This is a genomic window from Roseibium album (genome assembly GCF_001404515.1).
GTDB lineage: Bacteria > Pseudomonadota > Alphaproteobacteria > Rhizobiales > Stappiaceae > Roseibium > Roseibium album.
The window spans coordinates 753,424-777,092 of record NZ_CXWE01000002.1 but is presented as its reverse complement, the minus strand read 5'-3'; the positions used below and the strand labels follow the sequence as shown (position 1 = coordinate 777,092).

Genomic DNA, 23,669 nt, shown 5'->3' with positions numbered 1-23,669 from the left:
GCCGATAGGAGAAGCGTGCCAGATGGCGCAGTCCAAAGACCGTGAAAGCAATCGGTTCAGCGCCCGAATGGGACGTTATGCCAAGGTGGGAACAAACATGGGCGGTATTGCCGCCAAGTTTGCCGGCGCCCGGTTTTTCGGCATGAACCTAGACAATGCAAAAAATGCGGCAGAGCTCGCGGAAGCCCTGGGTGGGCTCAAGGGCCCGTTGATGAAGGTCGCACAGCTTCTGTCAACGATTCCGGATGCCTTGCCGCCGGAATACACAACCGAACTTGCCAAACTGCAGGCAAGCGCACCACCGATGGGCTGGTCTTTTGTCAAGCGTCGGATGCGTGCAGAACTTGGAGCTGAATGGCAAGGACGGTTTGCAGAATTTGGCCGCGAGCCGGCGGCTGCCGCTTCGCTTGGTCAGGTGCACCGGGCAACGGCCCATGACGGCCGTGTGCTGGCGTGCAAGCTGCAATATCCGGACATGGCGTCCGCCGTTGAAGCCGACCTGAAACAGCTCCAGATGCTGTTTTCCCTGCACAGGCGGATGAGCCCAGCCATCGACACGCGGGAAATTGCCAAGGAAATCAGCGCAAGGGTGCGCGAGGAACTCGACTACGCGCGCGAAGCAGCGCATATAGCGATGTATCAGGACATTCTCTCCGACTACGATCAGGTCCGGGTGCCGAGCGTCGTTGACGAGCTGTCGACCCGACGGTTGCTGACGATGGGCTGGCTCACCGGCAAACCGCTTCTTGAATACAAGGAACACAGCCAGGAAGAACGCAATCTTCTGGCAAAGACCATGTTCCATGCCTGGTGGCACCCGTTCAGCCATTTCGGGGTGATTCACGGCGACCCCCATTTGGGCAATTACACGGTGTTCGAACAGGAAGGCAGCCCTGCAGGCATCAATCTTCTCGATTATGGCTGCATCCGCGTGTTCCCCGATGCCTTTGTCCAGGGTGTGGTCGATCTCTATCGCGGGCTTCTGGAGGAAGACAACGACCGTGTTATTTCGGCCTATGAACGATGGGGGTTCAAGAACCTCCAGAAGGATGTTGTCGATGTGCTCAACATCTGGGCGCGGTTCATTTACGGTCCCTTGCTGAGCGATCGTGTGCGTTCAATTGCCGACGGAGTGTCGGCCGCCGAGTATGGTCGCAAGGAGGCTTTCAAGGTGCATTCCGCGCTGAAACAGCTCGGGCCGGTCACCGTCCCGCAGGAATTCGTCTTTATGGACCGTGCGGCAATTGGTCTTGGCGGCGTCTTTCTGCATCTGCGGGCCCAGCTGAATTTCTTTCAGCTGTTCAATGAGCAGATCGAGGGTTTCGAAGCAGAGACCGTTCGCCGACGGCAGGAGGAAGTGCTTCGGTCGGCCGGACTTTCGGGAGCTTCGCACGCAGCCTGAACATGACGGCTTAACCAGCAAAAACCTTTGGAACCGATGCACGAGCCTTGCATAGGCCAAAAAGTCGCGTTTAATCGATCCGAATATGCGCTTGCCGTCATTGCCGAACCCGAAGTGTTTATTGTATGAAGGCAGCCGACCGTGATTTTTCCTGGGGGACTTTATGTCTGACGAAAACGCACCCGCAATGGACTACGACGCTCACGAGAGGACTTATGAAGGCTTCATAAACTTCTCCAAAGTCGGCACGATTGCCGTCTTGAACATTGTGTTGTGCCTCATCCTCTTCGGTTTCGGTGGCACGGCTGCCTTCGTCTTTGGCTGGTTGATGCTTATCGCGACCTTTGTCGCCTCCGCAATCGGCCTTGCCATAGGTGATTCCGGCTGGATCCCGCCCACCGCGGTTTTTGTCCTGACTGGCATACTGGCAATCCTGACTGTCTGATCCCTGACGGATCTTCAGGTTGTCGAGTGCCCGGATTTCCGGGAATGGCGCGGTCCCTCACCGCGCCTTTCGTTTTGACCGGAAGGCACAATAGGCAATTCATGTCTGCAGCTGCGCCCGAAACGTTCGTTTACAATCCTCCGAAGATGCCGTTTCTGTCGGTTCTACATACGGATGACGATCTGCTTGTTCTCAACAAGCCCAGTGGGCTGCTGAGTGTTCCGGGCAAGGCTCCGGAACATTCCGATTGTATTGAGCGCCGGGCGCAGGAAACCTATCGAACTGCGCGAATCGTTCACCGTCTCGACATGGATACGTCCGGCGTCATGATCCTGGCGATGCACGCCAGGGCTCTCCGTCATCTGGGGCTGCAGTTCGAACGGCGCATGACCCGAAAGACCTATATTGCAGACGTCTGGGGTCATCTGAAGGAAGATACCGGCGAGGTGGATTTGCCCCTGATCTGTGATTGGCCGAACCGGCCCAAGCAGATGGTGAGTATGGAAAACGGGAAATCCGCACTCACCCGCTGGCAGGTGCTTGAACGCAGGGAGCGAACAACACGTGTGCATCTTTTTCCGCACACGGGACGTTCACACCAGCTGCGTGTGCATATGCTGTCCTTGGGGCATCCGATCATAGGTGACAGGTTTTATGCCGAAGGGCAGGCCCTGGTCGCGTCGGAGCGACTGGCGCTTCATGCGGAGAGCCTGGAGCTGCACCATCCGACCGGCGGTGAACGCACGACGTTTCGCGCAATCTGCCCGTTCTGAAGAATGCCTCCCGGACACTGGTTTCAGTTTGCCCCTTGTCCCAGGCTTTCCATTTTCGCCAACCATCGATTGATTTGATCGTCGTCTGCGTGTTCGACCATGCCGAGCACAGTCGACTTGACCGGTTTGAAACCGACAAACCCGAGAATATTCCGCTTCAGGTTCTTCAGGCTGTGGGCGCGATACCAGATGTTATAGGCGAGGGCAGGCATACCAGCGGTCAACACGATGCGGGCGGATTTGCCGCGCATCTTGCCTTTGGGCCACCTGTCGCTTTCCGAGCGCTCAAATGCAGTGTCATAGTGGAGGAGCTGTTCCAAAAAGCCCTTGGTGTAGGCCGGAAGGCTTCCCAGCCAAAGCGGGTAGATCAGAACCAGGTGATCCGCCTCGATCAACGCATCGTGCGCTGGGCCAAGCGCCTGCGGGCTGGGCTGACTGGTGAAGTCCGATGGCGTTCGCAGAATGGGAAAGTCGATATCCGCGATACGAATGAGCGTCGTTCGGTGCCCTGCATCGCTGGCGCCTTTGCCATATGCGCAGGCGAGCGCGTGACAAAGGTGTCTGTCTGCCGGATCCGGGTGACCGTCCAATATCAGAAGGGATTTCATGTCCTACCTTCCAATGGCTTCAAAATGATGCTGGAAGGTTCACATGATAGATGATTGCGGTTCCGCCGCGTTGACCTGGATCAGGCGGCCATGGGGCCTGGTCTGCAGCTATGCAGCGGCCATTACCCCTGGCCGACCCGGCCAAGACCTTCACGCGCGATCTTGTTGGCATTGTCCAGCGACATGGCGCGGGAATAGTTGCGGCGGGCGTCCTTGGGCTTGCCAAGCAGTTCAAGTGCGAGGCCGCGATTTGCCCATGCAACAGACGATTCCCTGTCAAGGTTCACAGCCATCGAAAGATCTGAAAAGGCAGCGGTGGGGTCATTGACGGCAAGATACGAAATACCGCGGGCGATATAGGGTGCGGCGGCTTTCGGGTTCAGACCGATCGCGGTCGCAAAATCCTCGATAGCCAGGTTGTCCTGTTTTTGCGCCTGATAGATCAGTCCACGGTTGTAGAAAGCGCGTGCGTCACTGCTGTCGCGTGCGATCACCGAGTTGAAGTCAGCGAGGGCCGCATTGTAGTTGCCCTGCTGGCGGTAGATGTTTCCGCGGCCGACATAGGCAACGTCATAGTCCGGTTTGATGTTGATTGCGCGCGTATAGTCGGAGACCGCGAGATCATTCTGCCCCTGCCGCCGAAAGACGAGAGCCCGGTTCGCGTAGGTCTGATAGGACTGCGGATTGAGCTGCAGGGCGCGGTTGAAATCCTCGACCGCGAGATCGAGCTTGCCGGCCTGGCCATAGGCGATACCGCGCGTGCTGTAGGCGGTCGCGTCGGACGGATTGGAATCAATCACTGCCGAGAGGGAGGCAATATTGGTGGACGAACCGGCCGACTTGTTGACCGGCACGTCCTCATAGACGCCGGACGTGTTGCAGGCAGCCAGCAACGTTGCAAGGCTGAGCAGGGTCGCGTGGGGCAGAAATTTGCGCATGCGGCACATATGCTCTCTAACAGTCAAGCGTTTGAACATGCCGTTCATCTGCCTCCAATAGGGCGGTAATGTGGCTGCGTTTTTTTCTGCCGGTGCATGTCCAGAACTATCTTTCCGAAAACGCCAAAAAGCCGACCGTATTTCGGTCGGCCAACGGCAGATTTGTATGGGACAGACGGTTCTTACCGCCAGACACACTCAAGCCGGATCAGCGGCGAGCGGGCTTGCCCGGAAGTAGGCCTTCACGCTGCGCCCGCTTGCGAGCCAGCTTGCGTGCGCGGCGAACGGCTTCAGCCTTTTCACGCGCCTTTTTTTCGGACGGCTTTTCAAAGTGGCCGCGAAGTTTCATTTCCCGGAAGATGCCTTCGCGTTGCATCTTTTTTTTCAGCGCCTTGAGCGCCTGATCGACATTGTTGTCGCGAACCAAAACCTGCACGCGTTTTTTCCTGTTTTCGATGCACTGCGGCCAATCCGCAGACAAATTGAACATTGATAAGCAAGAGCCTTGTCAGCACTTGGCAGGACCGTCCTGTTCATACGCCGCAAATATCTATTGCAGCTGCTGGCTGCAATGCATTCACTTGTGTACAGAGACTTGATCGCCGCTGACGCGTCGCTCACATAGGGGGGCTTAATACCAGAGGGATCTCTACCTGTCCACAGTCATTCGCAAATAAAGACGGCGGAAACCGGCTTTGCGTCTTGGTTGCGAGCACGGTGCGATGGACAGAAAGCCTTTAGAGGACTAGAGGTGGAATTCTCACCAGAACCCAAATGCCTCATTCAAGAAGGCGGTTCAAAGCCCCGATTGTTGGAGGAAGCAATGGCGCATCCCGCGTCAAAGGAGCCTGATTCGGCCCAAGGCAGGTCTTTGTGGCAAAGCGACATTCTGCCGACACTTTCGCTCGGCATGCCGCTTGCCGGAGCGCAGCTGGCGCAAATGGCGATCAACACGACGGACGTTCTGATGATCGGCCGTCTGGGTGCCGTCGAACTTGCAGCCTCGGTTCTGGCCTTCAATTTCTACATGCTCTTGTGGTTCTTCGGCATGGGGATCCTGCAGGCGGTCATACCTTTTGCCGCGCGTGCACTCGGTCAACGCAAACCCCGCGAGCTGCGCCGTGCTGTCCGGATGGGCTTCTGGGTAGCCGTGTTGTTCTGCATCCCGGTCTGGCTGGTTCTGTTCTTCATCGAATCGATCCTTCTTCTGATGGGGCAAAAACAGGAACTGGCAGAGCTTGCAGGGACATACATGCGCGTTTTGCAGTGGACCATGCTGCCCGCGCTACTGATCATGGCAATTCGTGGGTTCCTGACGGTGATGGAACGGACACAAGTCGTGCTTTGGGCAACTATTGCCGGCGCCATAATCAATGCCATTTTGGATTATCTTCTGATTTTCGGTGAGTTTGGCTTCCCGCGCCTGGAGCTTGTCGGCGCGGGCATTGCTTCCGTCTTCAGCGCAACAACAACATTTCTGTTTCTGCTTGTTTATTCACTCTGGCATCCAAGACTGCGACGCTACAATCTGCTCGGACGCATATGGCGTTCGGACTGGCCCGTTTTCTTTCAGATCGTCCGCATGGGGGCACCGATCGGATTGACCATCGTCGCCGAAGGCTCATTGTTTACAGCCTCGGCAATCATGATCGGCTGGTTGGGCACTATCCCGCTGGCCGCGCACGGCATCGCTCTTCAGATCGCATCCATTACATTCATGGTGCCGGTCGGCCTGTCGATGGCGGCAATGACACGCGTCAGCCTCGCGGCAGGGCGCGACGATCACCAGGGGATCGGCCGGGCCGGGTGGACTTCGCTGGGTGTGACGATGATTTTCATGGGTATTTTCGCCGTTCTGTTCTGGACAATCCCGGAGAAGCTCGTCGGCCTGTATCTTGATCTCGATGACCCTCAGGCGATGGAAGTCCTGACCTATGGTGTGTCATTTCTGCTTGTCGCTGCGCTGTTTCAGCTTGCTGACGGGGCCCAGATCATCGGCGTCAATAATTTGCGCGGCCTGGGCGATACGACTATTCCGCTTTTATATGCCCTGTTCGGCTATTGGGTGGTCGGCATCAGCCTTTCGCTCGGCCTCGGTTTTCTTGCAGATTGGGGGGGAGTCGGCGTGTGGGTCGGCCTGGCCGGCGGTCTGGCGTCAGTCGCTCTTCTGGCAAATTACCGATTTGCGCACCGGGAAAAACTGGGATTGGTCAAGGGCTGAGCCTCGAACTCCGATCCCTAGTCCGTTTTCTCCGAGATACGGTTGATGTGACCCATCTTGCGGCCGTCACGGGTTTCTGCCTTGCCATATAAATGAAGCTGTGCGCTCGGGTCCTTCAGCACCTGGCCCCAGGTGTCGGCTTCAACTCCGATCAGGTTTTCCATGACGGCATCCGAATGTCTCTCGGCTGACCCGAGAGGCCAGCCCGCGACTGCACGGATATGCTGGTCGAACTGGGAGGTCAGGCAGGCATCCTGCGTCCAGTGACCTGAATTGTGAACGCGGGGGGCCACTTCATTGACAAGAAGCCTTTCCCCCGTTTCATCACGGACAAGAAACATCTCCACACCCATGACGCCGACATAACCAAGCCCGCAGACAATCTGTTCGGCCATATGGCGAGCGGTGTCCGTCGTTGTCTGCGAAACACCTGCCGGAACCGTCGAGGTCTTAAGGATATGGTTTTCGTGGTGGTTGCGCGCGATATCGTAACAGCTCGTGGTTCCGTCAATATCCCTGGCGACGATCACGGAAACCTCGCATTCGAAGGGCACCAGCGCTTCCAGGACGGCCGGGACCGATCCAATTTTGCCAAACGCACCTGCGACTTCGCCCGTTTCGCGGATCATGAGCTGGCCCTTGCCGTCATATCCGAAACGACGGGTTTTCAAGACGCCCTCGCCGCCAAATCTTTCCAGCGCGCCTTCCAGATCCTCCTGAGAGTTGATCTCGGCATAAGCTGCGATCGAAACACCTGCTTCCGACAGAAACTGTTTTTCGAAGAGCCGGTCCTGTGAAACCTCCAGGGCGCGCACGCCGGGCCGGACCGGAACCCGGGCATGCAGATGCGCAGCGGTCGCGCCGGGCACGTTCTCGAATTCATAGGTGACGACGGAAACGTCCCCGGCAAACCGGTCAAGCGCATCAATGTCTTCATAGGCGGCCACGGTTCTGGCCGCGCTGACATCGAAGGCAGGGCTGTTCGGGTCAGGACAGAAGATGTGTGTTTTCAATCCGAGACTGGCAGCGGATTGAGCGAGCATGCGCCCCAGCTGACCACCGCCGAGAATACCGATGGTGTCGCCCGGGCTGAGCCGTTTGTCTGTCGTCATTGCTTCGTCCTGAACGTCAATTGCTAGAGAGCGTCGTTGCTCGGAAATTCGGCCACCGCCGCCGTGCGCTCGGCACGATACGTGTCCAGAGCCGCTTCGACCGCCTGGTCGCTGAGGGCAAGAACCGCAGCGGCCAGAAGCGCTGCATTGGTGGCACCGGCCTTGCCGATCGCGAGTGTTCCCACAGGAATACCGCCGGGCATCTGGACAATTGAAAGCAGGCTGTCCTCTCCTGACAGGGCGCGGCTTTCAACAGGCACTCCGAAAACAGGCAGGGGTGTCAGCGATGCGGTCATGCCCGGAAGGTGGGCAGCGCCACCGGCGCCCGCAATAATGACCTTGAAGCCTTCGGCCTTCGCACCCTTTGCAAAGTCATACATGCGTTCCGGCGTGCGATGTGCGGAGACGATGCGGGCTTCGTAACCGACGCCGAGCTGGTCGAGCGTGTCCGCGGCGTGTTTCATTGTCGGCCAGTCCGACTGGCTGCCCATGATGATTGCGACATCCGCATTTGACATTACTTGCTCCACATTCCGGCGGCTCAGAAAGGCGCGGAGTATAGGCAGAGCGGCGCGCACCGCAAGACGGAAACGCGCGGTGCAGCCAAAATTTACGCCGGCCATTCAATGATGAACGAAGCGGCGCACCGACCGGCTAAGCGATGATGTCCGGAAACAGCTGATCTTCCAGCGAAGAAATGCGGTCCTTGATCATCAGCTTTTTCTTCTTCAGGCGTTGCAGCTGAAGGACGTCGTGGTTTGATGTTGCCGCAAGCGCCTCCACCGCTACGTCAAGATCCCTGTGTTCCTGACGAAGCCGTGCCAGCTCCTGTCGCAAAGCATCAGTGTCCATTTGGCCCTCGATTCCCCCATTGCCCAAGACACAAGTCCTAGTCCATTTTGTTGTTGGCGGGCAAGATAACATCTTTCACTATTCAAGTGCCTTGTTAATGGTGCCGATAAATTGGTGAGTCGGCAGAGTCCTACCTGATTTTTGTCCGGTGTGTGGAATTGTGTGGAATAGTGAACCGGCAATGAATCAGGGATCTTTTTTGCTTAGTTTTGAGGCAGTTACCTGTGGGCAAATATTCAAGGTTTTCTAAGCATATCTATACGAATGCATAATTCGACGGCGAAATTGGTCAGATATGCAAAATCTGCAATCGACAAGGCCAGATTTCCTGTGGCACGATGGTAATGTTGAGCCAACAGGCAGGAGGTTTATCCATGTCAATGCAGTCGCATCTCGAAGAACTTGAGCGCCGTCACGCGGAAATGAAACGCAAGATTGAAGACGCTCTGATGCACCCGAGTACAGACTCCCTAAAATTGGCTGACATGAAACGACAAAAGCTCAAGATCAAGGATGAAATTGAGCGAATACGGCATGACAAGACTCTTCACTAGGCCATAGCCGAATGTGAATCGAGACGCCGCGCTTTGCGCGGCGTTTTTGTTTTACTTCAGAGTGTTTTTGCCTGCTCGCGCAGGGCAAATTTCTGGATTTTTCCGGTCGAGGTTTTCGGAATATCGCGGAAGACGATTGTTTTCGGTGTCTTGAAACCCGCAAGGTGCTGTCGGCAGAACGCAATGAGATCGGCCTCGCTCACTTCAGAGCCCGTTTGAAGCTCCACAAAGGCACAGGGTGTTTCGCCCCACTTCTCGTCAGGTCGTGCAACGACGGCTGCAGTCTGCACTTCAGGATGTTTGTAGAGTACATCCTCCACCTCGATCGATGAGATGTTCTCGCCACCTGAAATGATGATATCCTTGGAACGGTCCTTGAGCTGAATGTAACCATCAGGATGCATCACGCCGAGATCACCGGAGTGAAACCAGCCTCCGCGGAAGGCCTTGTTCGTTGCGTCTTCGTTTTTCAGATACCCCTTCATGACCACGTTGCCACGGAACATGACTTCGCCAAGGGTTTCGCCGTCCAGGGGTACGGGTTCAAGCGTTTCCGGGTCGAGGACCTTCAAATCTTCAAGGGCAACATAACGCACACCCTGCCGGGCTTTCTTCTGCGCTTGCTCTTCAAGGGACAACGCGTCCCATTCCCCCTTCCAGTCATTGACCACCGCAGGTCCGTAGACCTCGGTCAATCCGTAAAGGTGCGTGACATTGAAGCCCGCCGTCTTCATGGCCGCCAGAACGCTTTCCGGTGGTGGGGCGGCCGCGGTGAAGAATTCTACTTCGCGGTCAAGGTCCTGCTTTTGATCCGCGGCAGCGTTCAGGAGTGTCGACATGATGATCGGTGCCCCGCACAGGTGGGTCACGTTTTCATTCGCGATAAGATCCCACATCGCCTGCGGGCGAACCCAGCGCAGGCAGACATGTGTTCCGGCGACGACTGAGATCGACCAGGGAAAGCACCAGCCGTTGCAGTGAAACATCGGTAGTGTCCACAGATAGACCGGATGCTTCGCCATGGATGCGGTGATCACATTGGCCTGTGCAAGAAGGTAGGCGCCCCGGTGATGATAGACGACACCCTTCGGATTTCCGGTGGTTCCGGAGGTGTAGTTCAGGGTGATCGCATCCCATTCGTCGTCCGGCAGCGACCATTGAAACTCAGGGTCTCCGGACTGCAGGAAAGCTTCGTAGTCGAGCGTTCCCAACCGCGCGCCGTCCTGCGGATACTCGGGATCGGAATAGTCGATGACTGTCGGTTTCACGGTCGCGATCGACAATGCCTCGCTGACGACCGGGGCATATTCCCGGTCGGTGATGAGGACCTTGCAATTGGCGTGATCCAGCTGAAAGGCGATGATCGCGGCGTCAAGGCGCGTGTTCATCGAATGCAGCACTGCCTTGGCCATGGGAACGCCGTAGTGCGCCTCCAGCATCGGCGGCACGTTCGAGAGCAACACGCTGACGGTGTCGTTCTTGCCGATGCCGAGTGAGGTAAGGGCCGACGCCAACTGCCGGGACCGGCGATAGAACGTCCTGTAGTCGGTTCGCTGGTTGCCGTGGACGATCGCCACCTTTTCGGGGAAGACGTCCGCAGCGCGCGCGAGAAAGCTGAGCGGACTGAGCGCCGCAAAATTGGCGGTGTTCTTGTCAAGCCCCTGATCGTAGGGGCTGATGCTGGCGTCCATGGCGACCCTCCCTTTTTAGTGTTCTGTTTCCAATATCAAATCCGGAAATGCCGATGGGCGCAATCTCCGGCAGGAAATGAGCTGCCTGCGTCGTCACGCCAACAGGTTCACCAGGCCGTCATATGTCAGTTTCAAACCGATCACTGCCATGAAGACGTAAATGAACGTGTAGAACGTTTCGGCCTTGACGAGGCGCACCAGTCGGATCCCGGCCAAGGTGGCCAGAAAGGCCAGTGGCACCAGGACGGCGGAGGTCGTCAGATTGGTGGTGTCGAACTGGCCGAGCAGGAAATAGGGAACCAGTTTGATGGCATTTCCGGTTGCAAAGAAGATGACCGCGGTTCCGGCATAGATCGCCTGCGGCATGCGCAAGGGCACGGTGTACATCTGATAGGGCGGTCCGCCCGTGTGGCTGATGAAGCTGGTAAACCCGGCGATTCCACCCCAGAAGAATCCCTTTGCGGGATTGTGCCTGGCCGCGGTTTCCTGTTTTCGTCCCTTGAAGACATGATCGGCGACAAACGCAAGCGAGATCAGTCCCACCAGCAGCCGGACGAAATCGTCGTTGACGTAAGCGGCGGCGGCCCAGCCTATGCCGATGCCGACAACTGTAGCAGGCAGCAGGATCGAAAGGCACTGCCAGTTGGCGCGACCCTTGTAGGCAATCAAGGCCACGATATCCATCAGGACGAGAATCGGCAGCATGATCCCGGCCGCCTGGACCGGCGAGATGGCAAGCGTCAGGATCGGCACGGCAAGCATGCCCATCGTTCCGCCGAAGCCGCCTTTGGAAAGGCCGACAACTATGACGGCCGGGATCGCGGCGAAGTAAAACCAGGGATCGATAATCGGGATCATATGCCGGAAAAGTCGGTTGGGTATTTCGGGTGGAGGCGCGAAACAAGCACGCCAGAGTGATTACGTAAAGACCCGACCACCTAATTGCCTATATATGGAGGCTTGCATTTCCAACTTGCCTTACAGCACTCTAGCAACAAATTACCAAGGCGGCTGTTTGGGAGGATTGAAGATGGCGAGCCGGTATCACGAGGTTTATCAGAGCTGGAAGGACGATCCGCTCGGATTCTGGAAAACGGCGGCGGCCGAAATTGACTGGGTTTCCACGACGGACAAGGTATTCGATCCGGATCAAGGGCAATATGGCCGCTGGTATCCGGATTGGGAGTGCAACACCTGCTACAATTGTCTCGACCGGCATGTGGAACGCGGGCGGCCGGGTCAACCGGCTTTGATCTATGACAGCCCGATTACCGGAAAATCGGCGTCTTACACATTCGAAGAACTGCTTGACGAGGTTGAGGCCTTTGCTGCGGTCCTGCGTGACCGGGGACTGGAAAAAGGCGACCGCGCCATCATCTACATGCCAATGATCCCCCAGGCAGTCATGGCGATGCTTGCCTGCGCGCGCCTGGGCGTCATTCACTCGGTGGTCTTTGGTGGTTTTGCGGCGAACGAGCTTGCAACGCGGATTGACGACGCGACTCCCAAGGCAATCATTGCTGCTTCCTGCGGCATCGAACCCGGGCGTGTCATCGCCTACAAGCCCCTGATCGATCAGGCGATCGAATTGTCGACGCACAAACCTGATGCCTGCCTGGTGTTTCAGCGCGAGGAGCAGGCGGCCGATTTGATTGCGGGCCGCGACCACGACCTTGGTGTGCTCATGGACGAGGCGAGGGCAGCTGGCCGCACAGTCGCACCAGTGACGGTGAAAGCGACAGACCCGCTCTATATTCTTTACACTTCCGGCACAACAGGACAGCCGAAAGGTGTGGTTCGCGACAATGGCGGTCACATGGTTGCTCTGAAGTGGTCGATGAGCAATCTCTACGACATCGAACCGGGCGAAGTCTTCTGGGCAGCATCCGATGTCGGTTGGGTCGTGGGTCATTCCTATATCTGCTACGCCCCGCTGCTTCACGGCTGCACGACGATGGTGTTCGAGGGGAAACCCGTTGGAACCCCTGATGCAGGTGTTTTCTGGCGGGTGATCTCGGAGCACAATGTGGCGTCGCTGTTCACGGCACCGACCGCGTTCCGGGCGATCCGCAAGGAAGACCCGAACGGTGAACTGATCGGGAAGTACGATCTTTCGCAGTTCCGGTCGTTGTTCCTGGCGGGCGAACGCGCCGATCCGGAAACAGTCAACTGGGCAATCGACCAGTTGCAGGTTCCGGTCATCGACCACTGGTGGCAGACCGAAACCGGCTGGTGCATCGTCGGCAATCCACTCGGCCTCGGGCAACTGCCGGTCAAGCCAGGCTCGCCGACCGTTCCCATGCCTGGGTACGATGTTCAGGTTCTCGATGACGCCGGGCATCCGCTGGGTGCCAACACGCTGGGCAATATCGTCGTGAAACTGCCCTTGCCGCCGAGTGTCCTGCCGACACTCTGGAATGCCGACCAGCGTTTCTTTGATGCCTATCTCGCGGAGTTCCCCGGATACTACAAGACATCAGACGCCGGGATCATCGATGAAGACGGATATCTGTCCATCATGGCGCGGACCGATGATATCATCAATGTGGCCGGCCACAGGCTTTCCACCGGCGGCATGGAAGAAGTTCTCGCGACCCATCCCGACGTTGCCGAATGTGCGGTCATCGGCATCGCCGACAAGCTCAAGGGCCAGCTTCCCTGCGGGTTCGCAGTTCTGAAGTCCGGCGTTGAAAGGTCTCACGAGGATATTGAAAAGGAACTTGTCAGGCTTGTCCGCGAAAAGATCGGACCGGTCGCTGCATTCAAGATTGCGATAACCGTCGACCGCCTTCCGAAGACCCGTTCCGGTAAGATCCTGCGCGGTACCATGCGGCAGATCGCAGACGGTGAGAGCTACAAGATGCCTGCCACGATCGATGATCCGGCGATTTTGGATGAAATTACCGACGCCTTGAAATCACACGGTATTTCGACCTGAAACTGTCAACTTCCGTTACAGGAGGAGCAGAACAGTCATCGACAGGGACGTTTTTGACACTTAAGGTCGGGCCGCTGCGAAGCGGCCCGCGTTCGTTGTCGGCGCGGTTTATTGTCAGTTAGCCGTGAGGTTTTTCGTGTCGTTGGAAAATAAGGTCGCCATCGTTACCGGTGCAGCCCAGGGAATAGGATTTGCTGTCGCCAAGCGTTTCGTTTCGGACGGGGCGAAAGTCGTGATCGCCGATATAGATGACGCAAAGGGCGAGGAAGCAGCCGAAGATCTGCAGACAATCGGCGAAGCCATGTATATCCATTGCAATGTCGCCGAGCGTCTCGATGTGCGCAACATGGTTGCCGAGACACTGAACGCTTATGGTGACATAGACATCCTGGTCAACAATGCCGGCATCGTCATCGGCTCCGATTTCCTGGAGTTGGAAGAGGCTGACTTCGACAGGGTTCTATCCACCAATCTGAAGGGCGCTTTCCTTTGTTCGCAGGCCGTCGCACGCCATATGGTTGAGAAAATCGAAGGCGGCGGTGAGCCTGGTTGCATCATCAACATGTCGTCGGTCAATTCGGTCCTCGCGATCCCGAACCAGATCCCTTATTGCGTGTCCAAGGGTGGAGTCTCCCAGCTGACCAAGTCGACGGCCCTGGCTCTGGCACCCCATGGCATACGCGTGAATGCGATCGGCCCGGGATCGATCATGACCGAAATGCTCTCGGCGGTTAACAGTGACCGGGAAGCAAGGCAGCGCCTCATGTCCCGTACTCCTCTGCTGCGAATCGGTGAGCCCGCGGAAATCGCCGGCGTGGCAGCCTTTCTCGCCTCACAGGATGCAGGCTACATAACAGGCCAGACGATTTTTGCCGACGGTGGAAGAATGCCGCTCAATTACACGGTCGCCGTTCCCGATGGAGACTGAGGGCGAGCGGTGCTTTCTTTGAATGAAGTGCATACGCGTTCAACTCCGTTCCCTGGTCGGGTCGGTTTACATGTGTTGATGACAAACAGCCCGGCAATGGTCTCCAGACTCACTTGAACGCAGCGAGCGTGCAGGTCCCGATTGAGTTCCGGAACGATACACTTTCGACAGTTGCCGTTCTCGGGTAGTGTTGCAACACTGTCTGGATTGGCTGGGGGACAGATCGTGACCCGGAAGATTGAGCTCAACTGGAGCAAGAAGTTTGATTTCGTCGGCAATCTGACCACCGGCCCGACCAACGGTTCATCCACCAGCTTTCAGGTCAAAGCCGCGCTCAAGGCCACCTACAGTTCGCTCTTCGGGATCTACATGTTTCTCGAGGACACAAGTTTTGAACCCGGCCGGCGAGCGGCGATAGAAAGCTGGCGAAAGAGCCAGGACCTCGCCACCACGGGCGCACTGAAACCGATCTATATCGGCATCGTGAAATCCGACCAGCGTGACTACGTGGAGCGGATGCGCGAACATCACAAGAAATGGATCTACCAGTATCACAACAAGGGCCAGCTCTTCGTGAAATTCGCAACGACTTACTACTGGTGCAAGGATGAGGAGCTGCCACAGCTCATCGAGGACGCAGAGAGTGTCCTGATTTTCGAGAAAAAGCCCTACGAGAACACCGCCAAGACCAGTTCCTACAGCATTGCTGAGGATATCCTGATCATCAATACCGGCCACCATGAGCCATTGCCCAAATCGATTTCGTCGAAGAGGCATTTTTGAGTAGATGAAACATCCCGCCACGGGCACCAGCAGGGGAAAGGGCGCCGGTCCCGCATGTCGGTAAAGTGCTGGCCTCGACGCTCACGCCGTTTCTTTTCGCTTTCAGCATCGAGCGCACTGGTCGCCTCAACTTATCAGCGACTGGACGCAACCCGTCACAGATCAATCGGGCATACCGGTGCGCATGCGACGATTAAAAACCGGGAGAACCAGTCCGAAGATTTCGAAACGGCTGAGGATGAGCAGGAGGAAGGCCGACGCGCCCTCACGATATAGTCTCGCCACATCTCCTGCCAGAAGGGCAGTGCGCTCCTCGTTGCTGAACGGCATCGAGGCCACAGCCGCGTCCGGATCCTTGAGGATCAACTCGCGAAATTTCCTGTCATGCAGAACACGGCGGCAAAGAGTATGAATCAAATAAGTGTTCATGGCTGGACTTGCTCCAGGTTCCAGGCTGCGAAAGCATTGCCGAGTCCGGGCTGATCCAGCAGAATTTCCGGCTTTCTTGGTCCAGCCATACCGAGTGCGGCGACCCAGTTGAGAAGCTCGCCGGCAACATTTCCCGCTTCCAGCATGCGCGCTTCGCTGGCCCTGCCGATCAGATCGGCATGCTCGCATTGCCTGATCCGATCTAGAACCCAGGTCGCCCAAGCTGGATCGGGCACACCAAAAGTCTTGTCGATGTCAACACGTGGCCCGCCGATCTCCAGGCTGAGCGAGCCACTGGCGATGACCGCCACCCGGACATTTTTTTCCCAACCGCCGATAGCGGCCGCAATAGTGCGTCCGAGGTCATAACAACGCCGTGCCTGCGGCAACGGTGGCACAATGCAATTAATGAAGACCGGAACAATCGGTAGCGTCATATCGGGTGTCAGGAAATGCAGCGGCACAAGCGTCCCGTGGTCGACTTGAAAATCAACCGTGGAACTGAAGTCGAAGCCTTCCTGAACAAGAAAACTCAATAGGTGGCGTGCGCCTGCGTTGTCGACCGTCAAATCGTACCATGGCATGCCCGGCGTCTGGTCGCTCGGGCCTGCAGTCCTGTCCGCAAGTCCAATCGCGAATGTTGGCCAGTTGTCGAAAAAGAATGTGTTGAAGTGGTCGTTTGTGGTTGTGACGATGACGTCTGGTCGAACCTTTTCCATGTGTGATCTGATTTCGGCAAAAAACCGGGCGGTCTCACACTGTTCACCATCGCGCTGAACGTCGGTAACAAAGCTTGGCGTATGCGGCACTGCATAGACCGCGACGAGTTCCGCCATGATTGCATTCCTTCCCGGCAGTCAGGCAAATTGCATGTCTACATGAACCGGTCGGCACCACCAGAGGCTTCGATGGTATCACCGGTGACGAAGCCGTTCCGGCCCGAACACAGGAAGGCGGCGATTGCAGCGATGTCTTCCGGCGTCCCCGCGCGGCCGACCGGTGTACACTCCGCTGAAATTTTGGCGACCACTTCTTCATCCGACAATTCGGCAAATTCGGGCCGGGTCTTCCGCACGGCGGGAACCATGTTATTTGCCCAATTGTCCGTCGCAACTGCACCGACACCAATTGCGTTGACCAAAATTCCGTCGGCAGCGACTTCCAGTGCCAGCGACTTTGTAAGATTGTTGATCGCAGCGCTCAGCACATGCGAGATGAGGAGTTTGGGATTGGGGTAGATACCGCCGATCGAGGACATGTTGACGATCCTGCCCCATCCCTGTTCTTTCATGTGTGGAATAGCCGCCTTGCACATGCGGCGCATCGAAGTCAGTTTGACACCGGTCATTTCTTGCCAGTCTTCTTCGCTCGAAGTCAAAAGGCCTCCAGCATGTGCCCTGCCGGCATTGTTGACCAGGATATCAAGGGATCCGAAGACTTTGATCGCCTCGTCGACGATGCGTGTCGCTGCCTCAGGGGTCGAAACGTCAATTGCTATGGACGCGACCTTCGCACCAGGTAGTTCGCGAAGCGCGAATTCCGCCTGCTGCAGGCGGTCTGCACCTCGAGCGGCGAGAAGAACCGAAACGCCGTTTGCAACGAGTTCTCTGGCAATCGCCCGGCCGATACCAGCGCTTGCACCCGTGACGACGGCAATTCTCCCCGAAATACCGAGATCCATTCCAAACTCTCCTGCATTGCGACGGTCACCAATATTGCAACCTCTTGTCAATATGGCAACGCTCTACCAATTGACGGCGCAAATCCAGATATTGCTGGCTACATGGTTATCGAGCCGGTTTGCAATTCCGCCGCGAGTGCGTAGTGGATGACCGTGAGGATAGACCTGTTCGCCAGGGTGAGGTGCTCCAAATCTCGCGAGAGTCGCGCCGCATCCGATGTGTTTTCGACCCGGCTTTTACCTGTTGACGAGGTTTGAATACGCAAAGCAAACAGTGGTCACGGAGGAAGTTGAAGTCTTCTGCGTGTTGGAAGCGTGTCCGAAAGAGTATTGTCTTTCATGGCCACGCTCTCTAACTCATAGAGACCCGTCACGGATCAATTTTGACAGACAAATTGTATCCTGTCGGAACCATAGGCAGAGTTCACGCCGTTTCTTTCTGCTTTTCCGATCCGAATTGCAGGCGGGCGAGCTTGGCGTAGAGGCCGCCGGCAGCGCTCAGTTCCGAGTGTGTGCCGGTCTCGACAATCCGGCCTTCGTCCATGACCAGGATCCTGTCTGCCTTCAGTACCGTGGCCAGGCGGTGTGCGATGACCAGCGTGGTCCGGCCTTCCATCAGCCTGTCGAGAGCTTTTTGAACAAGATTTTCGCTTTCAGCATCGAGCGCACTGGTCGCCTCATCCAGCAGCAGGACCGGTGCATTCCTGAGCACGGCCCGTGCGATTGCAATCCGTTGTCGCTGACCGCCTGACAGGGTGATCCCGCGCTCGCCGACCATTGTGTCGTAACCATCTGTCATATTGTCGATGAAAGGGGCTGCAAGGGCTGCGTGGGCGGCGGCGACAATTTCATCGCGGGAGGCGTCCGGTCGGCCATAGGCGATGTTTTCTGCGATCGTTGCGCCGAATATCGCTGTGTCCTGAGGAACAAGGGCAATGTGGCTGCGCAGATCCTGCGGATACAGCTTCTGCAATTCAACGCCGTTGAACAGGACGGTCCCTTCGCTCGGATCGTAAAAGCGCATCAGAAGGCTAAAGAGCGTTGATTTTCCAGCACCCGACGGACCGACGACGGCGACGGTTTCGCCGGGCGAGACGTCCAGTGTCAGGTTCCGGACAACCGGCATGTCCTTGCTGTTGCGATAGGCGAAAGAAACCCCGTGGAACGAAATCGCGCCGCGATCGGTCTCCGGTAGCCTGACCGGGTCAGCCGGTGCATGAATTTCCGGTTCGATTTCCAGAAGCTCGGACAGGCGCTCGGCCGCGCCGGCAGCCTGGGAAAGTTCTCCCCAAACTTCGGAAAGCGCTGCCAGCGACCCGGCAGCCAGGATGGAATAGAGGAGGAACTGGCTGAGCTCACCACCGGTTATTCGCCCGGCAAAGACATCGCTTGCACCTATCCAGAGAACGGCAACGATACTGGAGCCAATGACAAAGATTGCGAACCCGGTGAGAGCCGAGCGGGCAACGATCGCCTGGCGGGCTGCCTGAAATGCCTCTTCGACAGACGAGGCGTAACGCTCGGCACTGCGGTTTTCGTGTGTGAAGGCCTGAAGCGTGCGCACGGAGCCGAGCATTTCGCTCGCATAGGCTGATGCGTCGGCCAGCGTGTCCTGAGCGAAGCGTGAGCGCTTGCGCACCTTGCGGCCAAAACCAAGGACGGGCACGAGAATGACCGGAATTGCGGCCAGAACAAATACAGAAAGCCGCGGGCTGGTCACCACCATCATCACCGCGGCGCCCGCAAACATGATGAAGTTGCGCATTGCCAGCGAGGCACTGGCGCCGAACGCGGCCTTGATCTGGGTAGTGTCCGCCGTCAGGCGGGAGAGAATTTCACCGGATTTTGCGCTGTCGTAGAAGGACGGGCTCAGACGCGTCATGTGGGCGAAGACATCGGATCTCACTTCAGCGACGACCCGCTCGCCCAGCCACATCACGAGGAAATACCGGACCGAACTTGCCGTTGCCAGCGCACAGACAACACCGACCAGAACGGCGAAGTACGAATTGACCAGCGCCGGATCGTCCGCACCAAAGCCGAAATCGATCATTCTGCGCACTGCATTCGGGAGGATGAGCGTGATCACCGCCGCGGAAAACAGTGCCGCAATAGCCGCGATAACCATTCCCCGATGCTTGAGAAGATACGGCAGCAGGCGGGTCAGCGGCTTCAACGATCTGCGAGATCTGGTCTGGTCGCTTTGCGGGTTCGAGACGGGCGCGTCAGCCAAAAGGGCTCTCCTTGTTATCCGCACCGACTAGGTCGGTACAGCTTGTCTTTAGCATGTTCGGGCATTCAGACAATGCCCGCCAGCAGTTTGCAGCTTGAATGTGATGTGACAGAAAACCGCGCGCAAATCCTTGATCAATGCCAAACCGGGCAAGCAGGAAATTGCCACTTGTCTTGCTTGCCGCCTTGGGGTATATCCCCGCCTCATGTTTGTGAGGGCGGCGTCCGCATCCGGATCGGCGGCCCCTTATATCGTTTTGCGCCACCACGCAGTCTTTCCAGGAAAGATGTATCGCGGCGCCTGAAAGGACCGGTCATGAAAGCGGATATTCATCCCGACTATCACACCATCAAGGTCGTCATGACCGATGGTACCGAATTCACCACCCGCTCTACATACGGCGCGGAAGGCGACACTCTGCAGCTGGACATCGATCCGACGTCCCACCCGGCCTGGACCGGTGGCGACCGTCAGCTGATGGACCGCGGCGGCCGCGTGTCCCGCTTCAAGAACAAGTTCGCAGGCTTCCTCGGCTCCTGAGCCGCGATTGCGACAGATTCGATTTCGAAGACCCGGTCCCTGGCCGGGTTTTTTTGTTTGTGACACGCGCAGTTTGTTCTGGCGCCGTTTTCAGGACCTGGTCTTTGCCTGACCGAGGCTGACCCGGGATCGGAGTCCTGGCAGCGGTTGCGCGGCAAGGTGTCTTCTCAAGAGACCGGCGCGACAATTCAGAACCCGATGCCGCCTGACAACAAAAGAAAAAGCCGCCCGTTGGCGGCTTGTCATGATCTTGAATGGTGTACCGGATCAGCCGAGCTTGCCGAAGGCCGCATGCAGCTGGTTGAGTTGAGAAGCAACCGGATTGTCGTTGATCGCTTCGCTGGCCTTTTCCTCGGGTCCCTTACGGTAGAGCATCTTGTCGAGATGGACGACGCGCTCCTGGAGCCGGGTTGAACGTTCAATCAGTTCGCGAAGTGTTTGCGGGAGTTCATCCCAGGAAGGGCCACCGGTTGCGCTGCTGAGTTTGTCGAGGCGAACCTTGTTCTTTTCACTGCCGGCCTGTTCGCGGGACATCTCGCCTTCGTTGACGGCGCGTTGCAGAAGGAGCCAGGAAGCCAGCTGCATCAGGCGGGTGGTCAGGCGCATTGATTCCGTTGCATAGGCGAGAGACGCCGGGCGCGGAAGCAGTTTGGCTTCCTCTCGGCCATCACCGTCAAGATACATCGCTGTCTCTTCCACGAGCGACATGCCTTCCTGAAACAGGTTCTGGAAGTTGTCCGAGTTGGCGAGATGGTGAGCAATGTGTACCGCACCTGCAGGACCATCGGCTTTTTTCATGTCTTCCGTCATAGGATTACTACGCCTCAACTACTCTTCCGGTACGACGCGCCTTTGTCTTGTTTTGTCCCGGGACGAAACATCCTTTGACAGATGTCCCGTTTCGGAACGTCGCGCGACTTCATGCCAATTACCGAGCAAGCCCTATGCCAAATTGCCCAGTCCGGCAGTTAACCAGAACGTACCTACGATACTATGTGAGCGAAGTAAAAAAAAGAGCCGCACGGTTGCGGCTCTGAAGTCTTTAACAGGGAGGCGTCAAACAGAGTGGACAGGAGCCACTCAAATCCAGATGACTGGATGACTTTCTTTATACTTTGGAAAGATTAATGAGAGGTAAACGCGTAAAAATTTACCAAACCTGTTCACCAAGAACGGGGTCATTTTCTGAAGATATTTCGTGATCTCGTAATAACTTACAGGGAAATCATTGGAAAACCGAGTTTGCGGCATCGCGAATAGTGCCGCGTTGCTCAAGTTCCCTTTGGGTACGGTTAATTTCCTCGCTCAATGCGGAAATGCGTTCGGTAAGCTCGTCTTCGGACAAACTGGAGAGATCTTCACCGACGATAACCTTACCGGTTTCGTTTTTTTTGGGGACATCTTCATCAAAAATACTCATTGTCTCGATCCCTGAAGCATGACGCGTACAAATCCGGCACTGGCTTTCACGTCCATCTTTCTTGCAGACAGGCTGTCATCATCTTTACCATATGTCAGTCTCGGACCGCCTAGCCAGTCCCAAAATGAACCAGGAGAAATTGTCTTTATGCAAAATTTGCCGGAAAACATGACCGCTGTCGCAATTTCAGAACCTGGCGAGCCGGATGTTCTCCAGGCCGAGCAGCGACCGCTTCCGGTTCCCGAACCGCATGAGATCCTGATCCGCGTTCACGCGGCCGGTGTCAATCGTCCCGATGTTCTGCAACGCAAGGGTGCCTATCCGCCACCGAAGGGAGCCTCCGACCTGCCCGGACTGGAAGTGGCCGGAGAGGTGGTCTCCTGTGGTGCCGACGTGCAGCGGTACAGGGTCGGCGACCAGGTTACGGCTCTCGCGCCGGGGGGAGGCTACGCTGCATACTGCAAGGTCCCGGCTGGACATGCACTCCCGATCCCGGCAGGCCTGTCCATGGTCGAGGCTGCAGCGTTGCCGGAAACCTTCTTTACTGTCTGGACCAATGTGTTCGATCGTTGCGGTCTTGGAACAGGCGAACGGTTTCTGGTACACGGCGGGACCTCGGGGATCGGTACGACAGCCATTCAATTGGCGAAGGCGTTTGGCGCAGTCGTTTTCACAACGGTCGGCTCGGAAGAAAAGGCAGATGCCGTCCGCAAGCTCGGCGCGGACCACGTCATCAATTACCGTGAAGCTGCTTTTGAAAAGTCGGTCCATGAGATCACCGGTGGAGAAGGCGTCGATGTCATTCTCGACATGGTTGGCGGAGACTATGTCGAACGAAACTGGAAGGCTGCGGCAGTCGAGGGACGGATCTGCCAGATCGCGACGCTCAACGGCATCGCCGAGAACGTCAATTTTTCCCGCTTGATGGTCAAACGCCTGACACATACAGGCTCGACGCTGCGGCCGCGCAGCGATGCCTTCAAGACGGCTATCGCCGAAAACCTGGAGGCACGGGTCTGGCCGCTGATCGAGGCGGGAAAAGTTAAGCCGGTTATGGATTCAACCTTTCCGCTCGAGCAGGCCGTCGAGGCACATCGACGGATGGAAAGCTCTGGACATATTGGCAAAATCGTCCTGACGATCGACGGTTGAATGTCGGTCCCGCGGCCGTGAATTGCTGAACGCCGGAGACCATTTGCGTTTCCGCGACGTTCAGCTTATATTCCCGCGAACTTCCCATGAAACTGGAATGAATCACCGCTTTTTCGCCCCGCCGGGCGGGGGAGCACACGAGAGGAATTTACCCGATGGCGAACACGCCGCTTATGCCGAAGGCCACCGCCGTCTGGCTCGTAGACAACACGGCTCTCAGCTTCACGCAGATCGCTGCTTTCTGCAAACTGCATCCGCTGGAAGTCAAGGCGATCGCCGATGGAGAAGCTGCCCAGGGCATCAAGGGCCTGGATCCGATCCTGACAGGCCAATTGTCACGCGAAGAAGTCGAAAAGGCTCAAACCGATCCCAACTACCAGCTTAAACTTCAAGGGTCGAAGGTGGTAGTTCCAGAATCCAAACGCAAAGGTCCGCGCTACACGCCGGTTTCCCGCCGTCAGGACCGCCCGAATGCGATCCTCTGGCTGGTGCGCAATCATCCGGAGATGAAGGACGCGCAGATCATGCGTCTGGTCGGCACGACCAAGCCGACGATCGCGGCGATCCGGGACCGGACTCACTGGAATTCGGCAAATCTCACGCCATCCGACCCGGTCACTCTCGGTCTCTGCAGCCAGCTTGAACTGGACATGGAAGTTGAAAAGGCAGCGAAGAATGCACCTCAGCCTGTCGCCGGCGAACCCGTCGAGACGCTGATGCCGGTTGACGAGAGCACCAGCGAAGATGCAATCGCCGCAGCCTTCTCGCTCGATCCGAGCCAGCCGGTGAAGCGCGAAGAGGAAGAAGTAATCGATGCGGATGCAGTCTTCGCCAAACTGAATTCGCTGAAGGGCGATGACACCGAAGAGGAAGACGAAGACGACACCAAGTAAGGTGGTTGTCCATTTCGTGTTGTTTTGGCCGCCGACTGACACCAGCCGGCGGTCTTTTGTTATTTTATTGCCGTGC

The 23,669-nt window shown here is 57.0% G+C and carries 25 protein-coding genes; 11 read left to right on the top strand and 14 right to left on the bottom strand.

All coding sequences use genetic code 11. From position 1 onward, the window contains the following. Positions 1-22: 22 nt before the first annotated feature. The 3 genes from LA5095_RS08825 (at position 23) to LA5095_RS08815 (ending at position 2,620) form a co-directional block, all read left to right on the top strand. Positions 23-1,402, top strand: a complete 1,380-nt coding sequence (locus LA5095_RS08825) for an ABC1 kinase family protein (protein WP_055114328.1) — start codon at positions 23-25, stop codon at positions 1,400-1,402. Between the two features lie 163 nt (positions 1,403-1,565). Further along, on the top strand, positions 1,566-1,847 hold the full coding sequence (locus LA5095_RS08820; RefSeq protein ID WP_055113970.1) for an aa3-type cytochrome c oxidase subunit IV: 282 nt from the start codon (positions 1,566-1,568) through the stop codon (positions 1,845-1,847). Between the two features lie 101 nt (positions 1,848-1,948). Beyond that, a complete protein-coding gene (locus LA5095_RS08815) occupies positions 1,949-2,620 on the top strand; it encodes a pseudouridine synthase (protein ID WP_055114327.1) in 672 nt (223 codons plus the stop codon). Between the two features lie 23 nt (positions 2,621-2,643). Here LA5095_RS08815 and LA5095_RS08810 read toward each other — a convergent pair whose 3' ends face one another. The 3 genes from LA5095_RS08810 to rpsU form a co-directional block, all read right to left on the bottom strand. Continuing rightward, on the bottom strand, positions 2,644-3,228 hold the full coding sequence (locus tag LA5095_RS08810) for an NAD(P)H-dependent oxidoreductase (RefSeq protein WP_055113968.1): 585 nt from the start codon (positions 3,226-3,228) through the stop codon (positions 2,644-2,646). Between the two features lie 122 nt (positions 3,229-3,350). Continuing rightward, positions 3,351-4,166, bottom strand: coding sequence for a tetratricopeptide repeat protein (locus tag LA5095_RS08805; protein ID WP_082442664.1), 816 nt, complete (start codon positions 4,164-4,166; stop codon positions 3,351-3,353). A 208-nt stretch (positions 4,167-4,374) separates the two neighbouring features. Then, positions 4,375-4,602 (bottom strand): 30S ribosomal protein S21, encoded by a 228-nt coding sequence (gene rpsU, locus LA5095_RS08800; protein ID WP_029060639.1) that lies wholly within the window; start codon positions 4,600-4,602, stop codon positions 4,375-4,377. A 387-nt stretch (positions 4,603-4,989) separates the two neighbouring features. Between rpsU and LA5095_RS08795 the strand changes: the two genes are divergently transcribed. Beyond that, entirely contained in the window at positions 4,990-6,387 is a 1,398-nt protein-coding gene (locus LA5095_RS08795; RefSeq protein WP_055114325.1) for an MATE family efflux transporter, read from the top strand. Between the two features lie 17 nt (positions 6,388-6,404). Here LA5095_RS08795 and LA5095_RS08790 read toward each other — a convergent pair whose 3' ends face one another. The 3 genes from LA5095_RS08790 to LA5095_RS08780 all read right to left on the bottom strand — a co-directional run bounded on the left by LA5095_RS08790 (position 6,405) and on the right by LA5095_RS08780 (position 8,351). Continuing rightward, complete coding sequence (locus LA5095_RS08790; RefSeq protein ID WP_055113964.1) at positions 6,405-7,499, bottom strand: 5-(carboxyamino)imidazole ribonucleotide synthase; 1,095 nt, start codon at positions 7,497-7,499, stop codon at positions 6,405-6,407. 23 nt (positions 7,500-7,522) lie between these two features. Then, positions 7,523-8,017 (bottom strand): 5-(carboxyamino)imidazole ribonucleotide mutase, encoded by a 495-nt coding sequence (purE, locus tag LA5095_RS08785; RefSeq protein ID WP_055114323.1) that lies wholly within the window; start codon positions 8,015-8,017, stop codon positions 7,523-7,525. A 136-nt stretch (positions 8,018-8,153) separates the two neighbouring features. Then, a complete protein-coding gene (locus LA5095_RS08780) occupies positions 8,154-8,351 on the bottom strand; it encodes a YdcH family protein (protein ID WP_055113962.1) in 198 nt (65 codons plus the stop codon). Between the two features lie 374 nt (positions 8,352-8,725). Here LA5095_RS08780 and LA5095_RS08775 point away from each other — a divergent pair, with 374 nt between their 5' ends. After that, the gene (locus LA5095_RS08775) at positions 8,726-8,905 is read left to right on the top strand and encodes a YdcH family protein (protein WP_055114321.1); all 180 of its coding nucleotides are present in this window, start codon (positions 8,726-8,728) and stop codon (positions 8,903-8,905) included. A gap of 56 nt (positions 8,906-8,961) precedes the next feature. Here LA5095_RS08775 and LA5095_RS08770 read toward each other — a convergent pair whose 3' ends face one another. Beyond that, positions 8,962-10,596, bottom strand: a complete 1,635-nt coding sequence (locus LA5095_RS08770) for an acyl-CoA synthetase (protein ID WP_055113960.1) — start codon at positions 10,594-10,596, stop codon at positions 8,962-8,964. 93 nt (positions 10,597-10,689) lie between these two features. Next, on the bottom strand, positions 10,690-11,454 hold the full coding sequence (locus LA5095_RS08765; RefSeq protein ID WP_055113958.1) for a sulfite exporter TauE/SafE family protein: 765 nt from the start codon (positions 11,452-11,454) through the stop codon (positions 10,690-10,692). 172 nt (positions 11,455-11,626) lie between these two features. Between LA5095_RS08765 and LA5095_RS08760 the strand changes: the two genes are divergently transcribed. The 3 genes from LA5095_RS08760 (at position 11,627) to LA5095_RS08750 (ending at position 15,245) form a co-directional block, all read left to right on the top strand. Next, entirely contained in the window at positions 11,627-13,534 is a 1,908-nt protein-coding gene (locus LA5095_RS08760) for a propionyl-CoA synthetase (protein WP_055113956.1), read from the top strand. A 136-nt stretch (positions 13,535-13,670) separates the two neighbouring features. Beyond that, on the top strand, positions 13,671-14,462 hold the full coding sequence (locus tag LA5095_RS08755) for an SDR family NAD(P)-dependent oxidoreductase (RefSeq protein WP_055114319.1): 792 nt from the start codon (positions 13,671-13,673) through the stop codon (positions 14,460-14,462). A 225-nt stretch (positions 14,463-14,687) separates the two neighbouring features. Next, positions 14,688-15,245: a hypothetical protein gene (locus LA5095_RS08750; protein ID WP_144435911.1), complete on the top strand. Its 558-nt coding sequence runs from the start codon at positions 14,688-14,690 to the stop codon at positions 15,243-15,245. Positions 15,246-15,407: 162 nt separating this feature from the next. On the opposite strand, the gene LA5095_RS08745 is transcribed toward LA5095_RS08750, so the two are convergent. The 4 genes from LA5095_RS08745 to LA5095_RS08730 all read right to left on the bottom strand — a co-directional run bounded on the left by LA5095_RS08745 (position 15,408) and on the right by LA5095_RS08730 (position 19,588). Next, entirely contained in the window at positions 15,408-15,674 is a 267-nt protein-coding gene (locus LA5095_RS08745) for an aromatic ring-opening dioxygenase LigA (protein WP_055113953.1), read from the bottom strand. After that, positions 15,671-16,510: a DODA-type extradiol aromatic ring-opening family dioxygenase gene (locus LA5095_RS08740; RefSeq protein WP_055113951.1), complete on the bottom strand. Its 840-nt coding sequence runs from the start codon at positions 16,508-16,510 to the stop codon at positions 15,671-15,673. Before LA5095_RS08740 ends, LA5095_RS08745 begins: the two co-directional genes overlap by 4 nt. 38 nt (positions 16,511-16,548) lie before the next feature. Then, positions 16,549-17,355, bottom strand: coding sequence for an SDR family NAD(P)-dependent oxidoreductase (locus LA5095_RS08735; protein ID WP_055113949.1), 807 nt, complete (start codon positions 17,353-17,355; stop codon positions 16,549-16,551). Positions 17,356-17,779: 424 nt separating this feature from the next. Further along, positions 17,780-19,588: an ABC transporter transmembrane domain-containing protein gene (locus LA5095_RS08730; protein ID WP_055113947.1), complete on the bottom strand. Its 1,809-nt coding sequence runs from the start codon at positions 19,586-19,588 to the stop codon at positions 17,780-17,782. Positions 19,589-19,903: 315 nt separating this feature from the next. Between LA5095_RS08730 and rpmE the strand changes: the two genes are divergently transcribed. Next, the gene (rpmE, locus tag LA5095_RS08725) at positions 19,904-20,128 is read left to right on the top strand and encodes a 50S ribosomal protein L31 (protein WP_008196026.1); all 225 of its coding nucleotides are present in this window, start codon (positions 19,904-19,906) and stop codon (positions 20,126-20,128) included. Positions 20,129-20,395: 267 nt separating this feature from the next. Here rpmE and rcdA read toward each other — a convergent pair whose 3' ends face one another. Both rcdA and LA5095_RS08715 read right to left on the bottom strand, forming a co-directional pair. Next, positions 20,396-20,938 carry a protease adaptor protein RcdA gene (gene rcdA / locus LA5095_RS08720; protein ID WP_082442663.1) on the bottom strand — a complete coding sequence of 181 codons (543 nt, stop codon included), beginning with the start codon at positions 20,936-20,938 and terminating at the stop codon, positions 20,396-20,398. 415 nt (positions 20,939-21,353) lie between these two features. Next, a complete protein-coding gene (locus LA5095_RS08715; protein ID WP_055113946.1) occupies positions 21,354-21,548 on the bottom strand; it encodes a DUF1192 domain-containing protein in 195 nt (64 codons plus the stop codon). 147 nt (positions 21,549-21,695) lie between these two features. Between LA5095_RS08715 and LA5095_RS08710 the strand changes: the two genes are divergently transcribed. Then, positions 21,696-22,700 (top strand): NAD(P)H-quinone oxidoreductase, encoded by a 1,005-nt coding sequence (locus LA5095_RS08710; RefSeq protein WP_055113944.1) that lies wholly within the window; start codon positions 21,696-21,698, stop codon positions 22,698-22,700. Positions 22,701-22,855: 155 nt separating this feature from the next. Then, on the top strand, positions 22,856-23,593 hold the full coding sequence (locus tag LA5095_RS08705) for a DUF1013 domain-containing protein (RefSeq protein WP_055113942.1): 738 nt from the start codon (positions 22,856-22,858) through the stop codon (positions 23,591-23,593). Positions 23,594-23,669: the final 76 nt, after the last annotated feature.

Bases quoted from the DNA above. Each gene is read 5' to 3' on its own strand.
- LA5095_RS08825 (WP_055114328.1), top strand. From the start codon at position 23: ATGGCGCAGTCCAAAGACCGTGAAAGCAATCGGTTCAGCGCCCGAATG.
- LA5095_RS08820 (WP_055113970.1), top strand. From the start codon at position 1,566: ATGTCTGACGAAAACGCACCCGCAATGGACTACGACGCTCACGAGAGG.
- LA5095_RS08815 (WP_055114327.1), top strand. From the start codon at position 1,949: ATGTCTGCAGCTGCGCCCGAAACGTTCGTTTACAATCCTCCGAAGATG.
- LA5095_RS08810 (WP_055113968.1), bottom strand. From the start codon at position 3,228: ATGAAATCCCTTCTGATATTGGACGGTCACCCGGATCCGGCAGACAGA.
- LA5095_RS08805 (WP_082442664.1), bottom strand. From the start codon at position 4,166: ATGCGCAAATTTCTGCCCCACGCGACCCTGCTCAGCCTTGCAACGTTG.
- LA5095_RS08795 (WP_055114325.1), top strand. From the start codon at position 4,990: ATGGCGCATCCCGCGTCAAAGGAGCCTGATTCGGCCCAAGGCAGGTCT.
- LA5095_RS08790 (WP_055113964.1), bottom strand. From the start codon at position 7,499: ATGACGACAGACAAACGGCTCAGCCCGGGCGACACCATCGGTATTCTC.
- purE (WP_055114323.1), bottom strand. From the start codon at position 8,017: ATGTCAAATGCGGATGTCGCAATCATCATGGGCAGCCAGTCGGACTGG.
- LA5095_RS08780 (WP_055113962.1), bottom strand. From the start codon at position 8,351: ATGGACACTGATGCTTTGCGACAGGAGCTGGCACGGCTTCGTCAGGAA.
- LA5095_RS08775 (WP_055114321.1), top strand. From the start codon at position 8,726: ATGTCAATGCAGTCGCATCTCGAAGAACTTGAGCGCCGTCACGCGGAA.
- LA5095_RS08770 (WP_055113960.1), bottom strand. From the start codon at position 10,596: ATGGACGCCAGCATCAGCCCCTACGATCAGGGGCTTGACAAGAACACC.
- LA5095_RS08765 (WP_055113958.1), bottom strand. From the start codon at position 11,454: ATGATCCCGATTATCGATCCCTGGTTTTACTTCGCCGCGATCCCGGCC.
- LA5095_RS08760 (WP_055113956.1), top strand. From the start codon at position 11,627: ATGGCGAGCCGGTATCACGAGGTTTATCAGAGCTGGAAGGACGATCCG.
- LA5095_RS08745 (WP_055113953.1), bottom strand. From the start codon at position 15,674: ATGAACACTTATTTGATTCATACTCTTTGCCGCCGTGTTCTGCATGAC.
- LA5095_RS08740 (WP_055113951.1), bottom strand. From the start codon at position 16,510: ATGGCGGAACTCGTCGCGGTCTATGCAGTGCCGCATACGCCAAGCTTT.
- LA5095_RS08735 (WP_055113949.1), bottom strand. From the start codon at position 17,355: ATGGATCTCGGTATTTCGGGGAGAATTGCCGTCGTCACGGGTGCAAGC.
- rpmE (WP_008196026.1), top strand. From the start codon at position 19,904: ATGAAAGCGGATATTCATCCCGACTATCACACCATCAAGGTCGTCATG.
- rcdA (WP_082442663.1), bottom strand. From the start codon at position 20,938: ATGACGGAAGACATGAAAAAAGCCGATGGTCCTGCAGGTGCGGTACAC.
- LA5095_RS08715 (WP_055113946.1), bottom strand. From the start codon at position 21,548: ATGAGTATTTTTGATGAAGATGTCCCCAAAAAAAACGAAACCGGTAAG.
- LA5095_RS08710 (WP_055113944.1), top strand. From the start codon at position 21,696: ATGCAAAATTTGCCGGAAAACATGACCGCTGTCGCAATTTCAGAACCT.
- LA5095_RS08705 (WP_055113942.1), top strand. From the start codon at position 22,856: ATGGCGAACACGCCGCTTATGCCGAAGGCCACCGCCGTCTGGCTCGTA.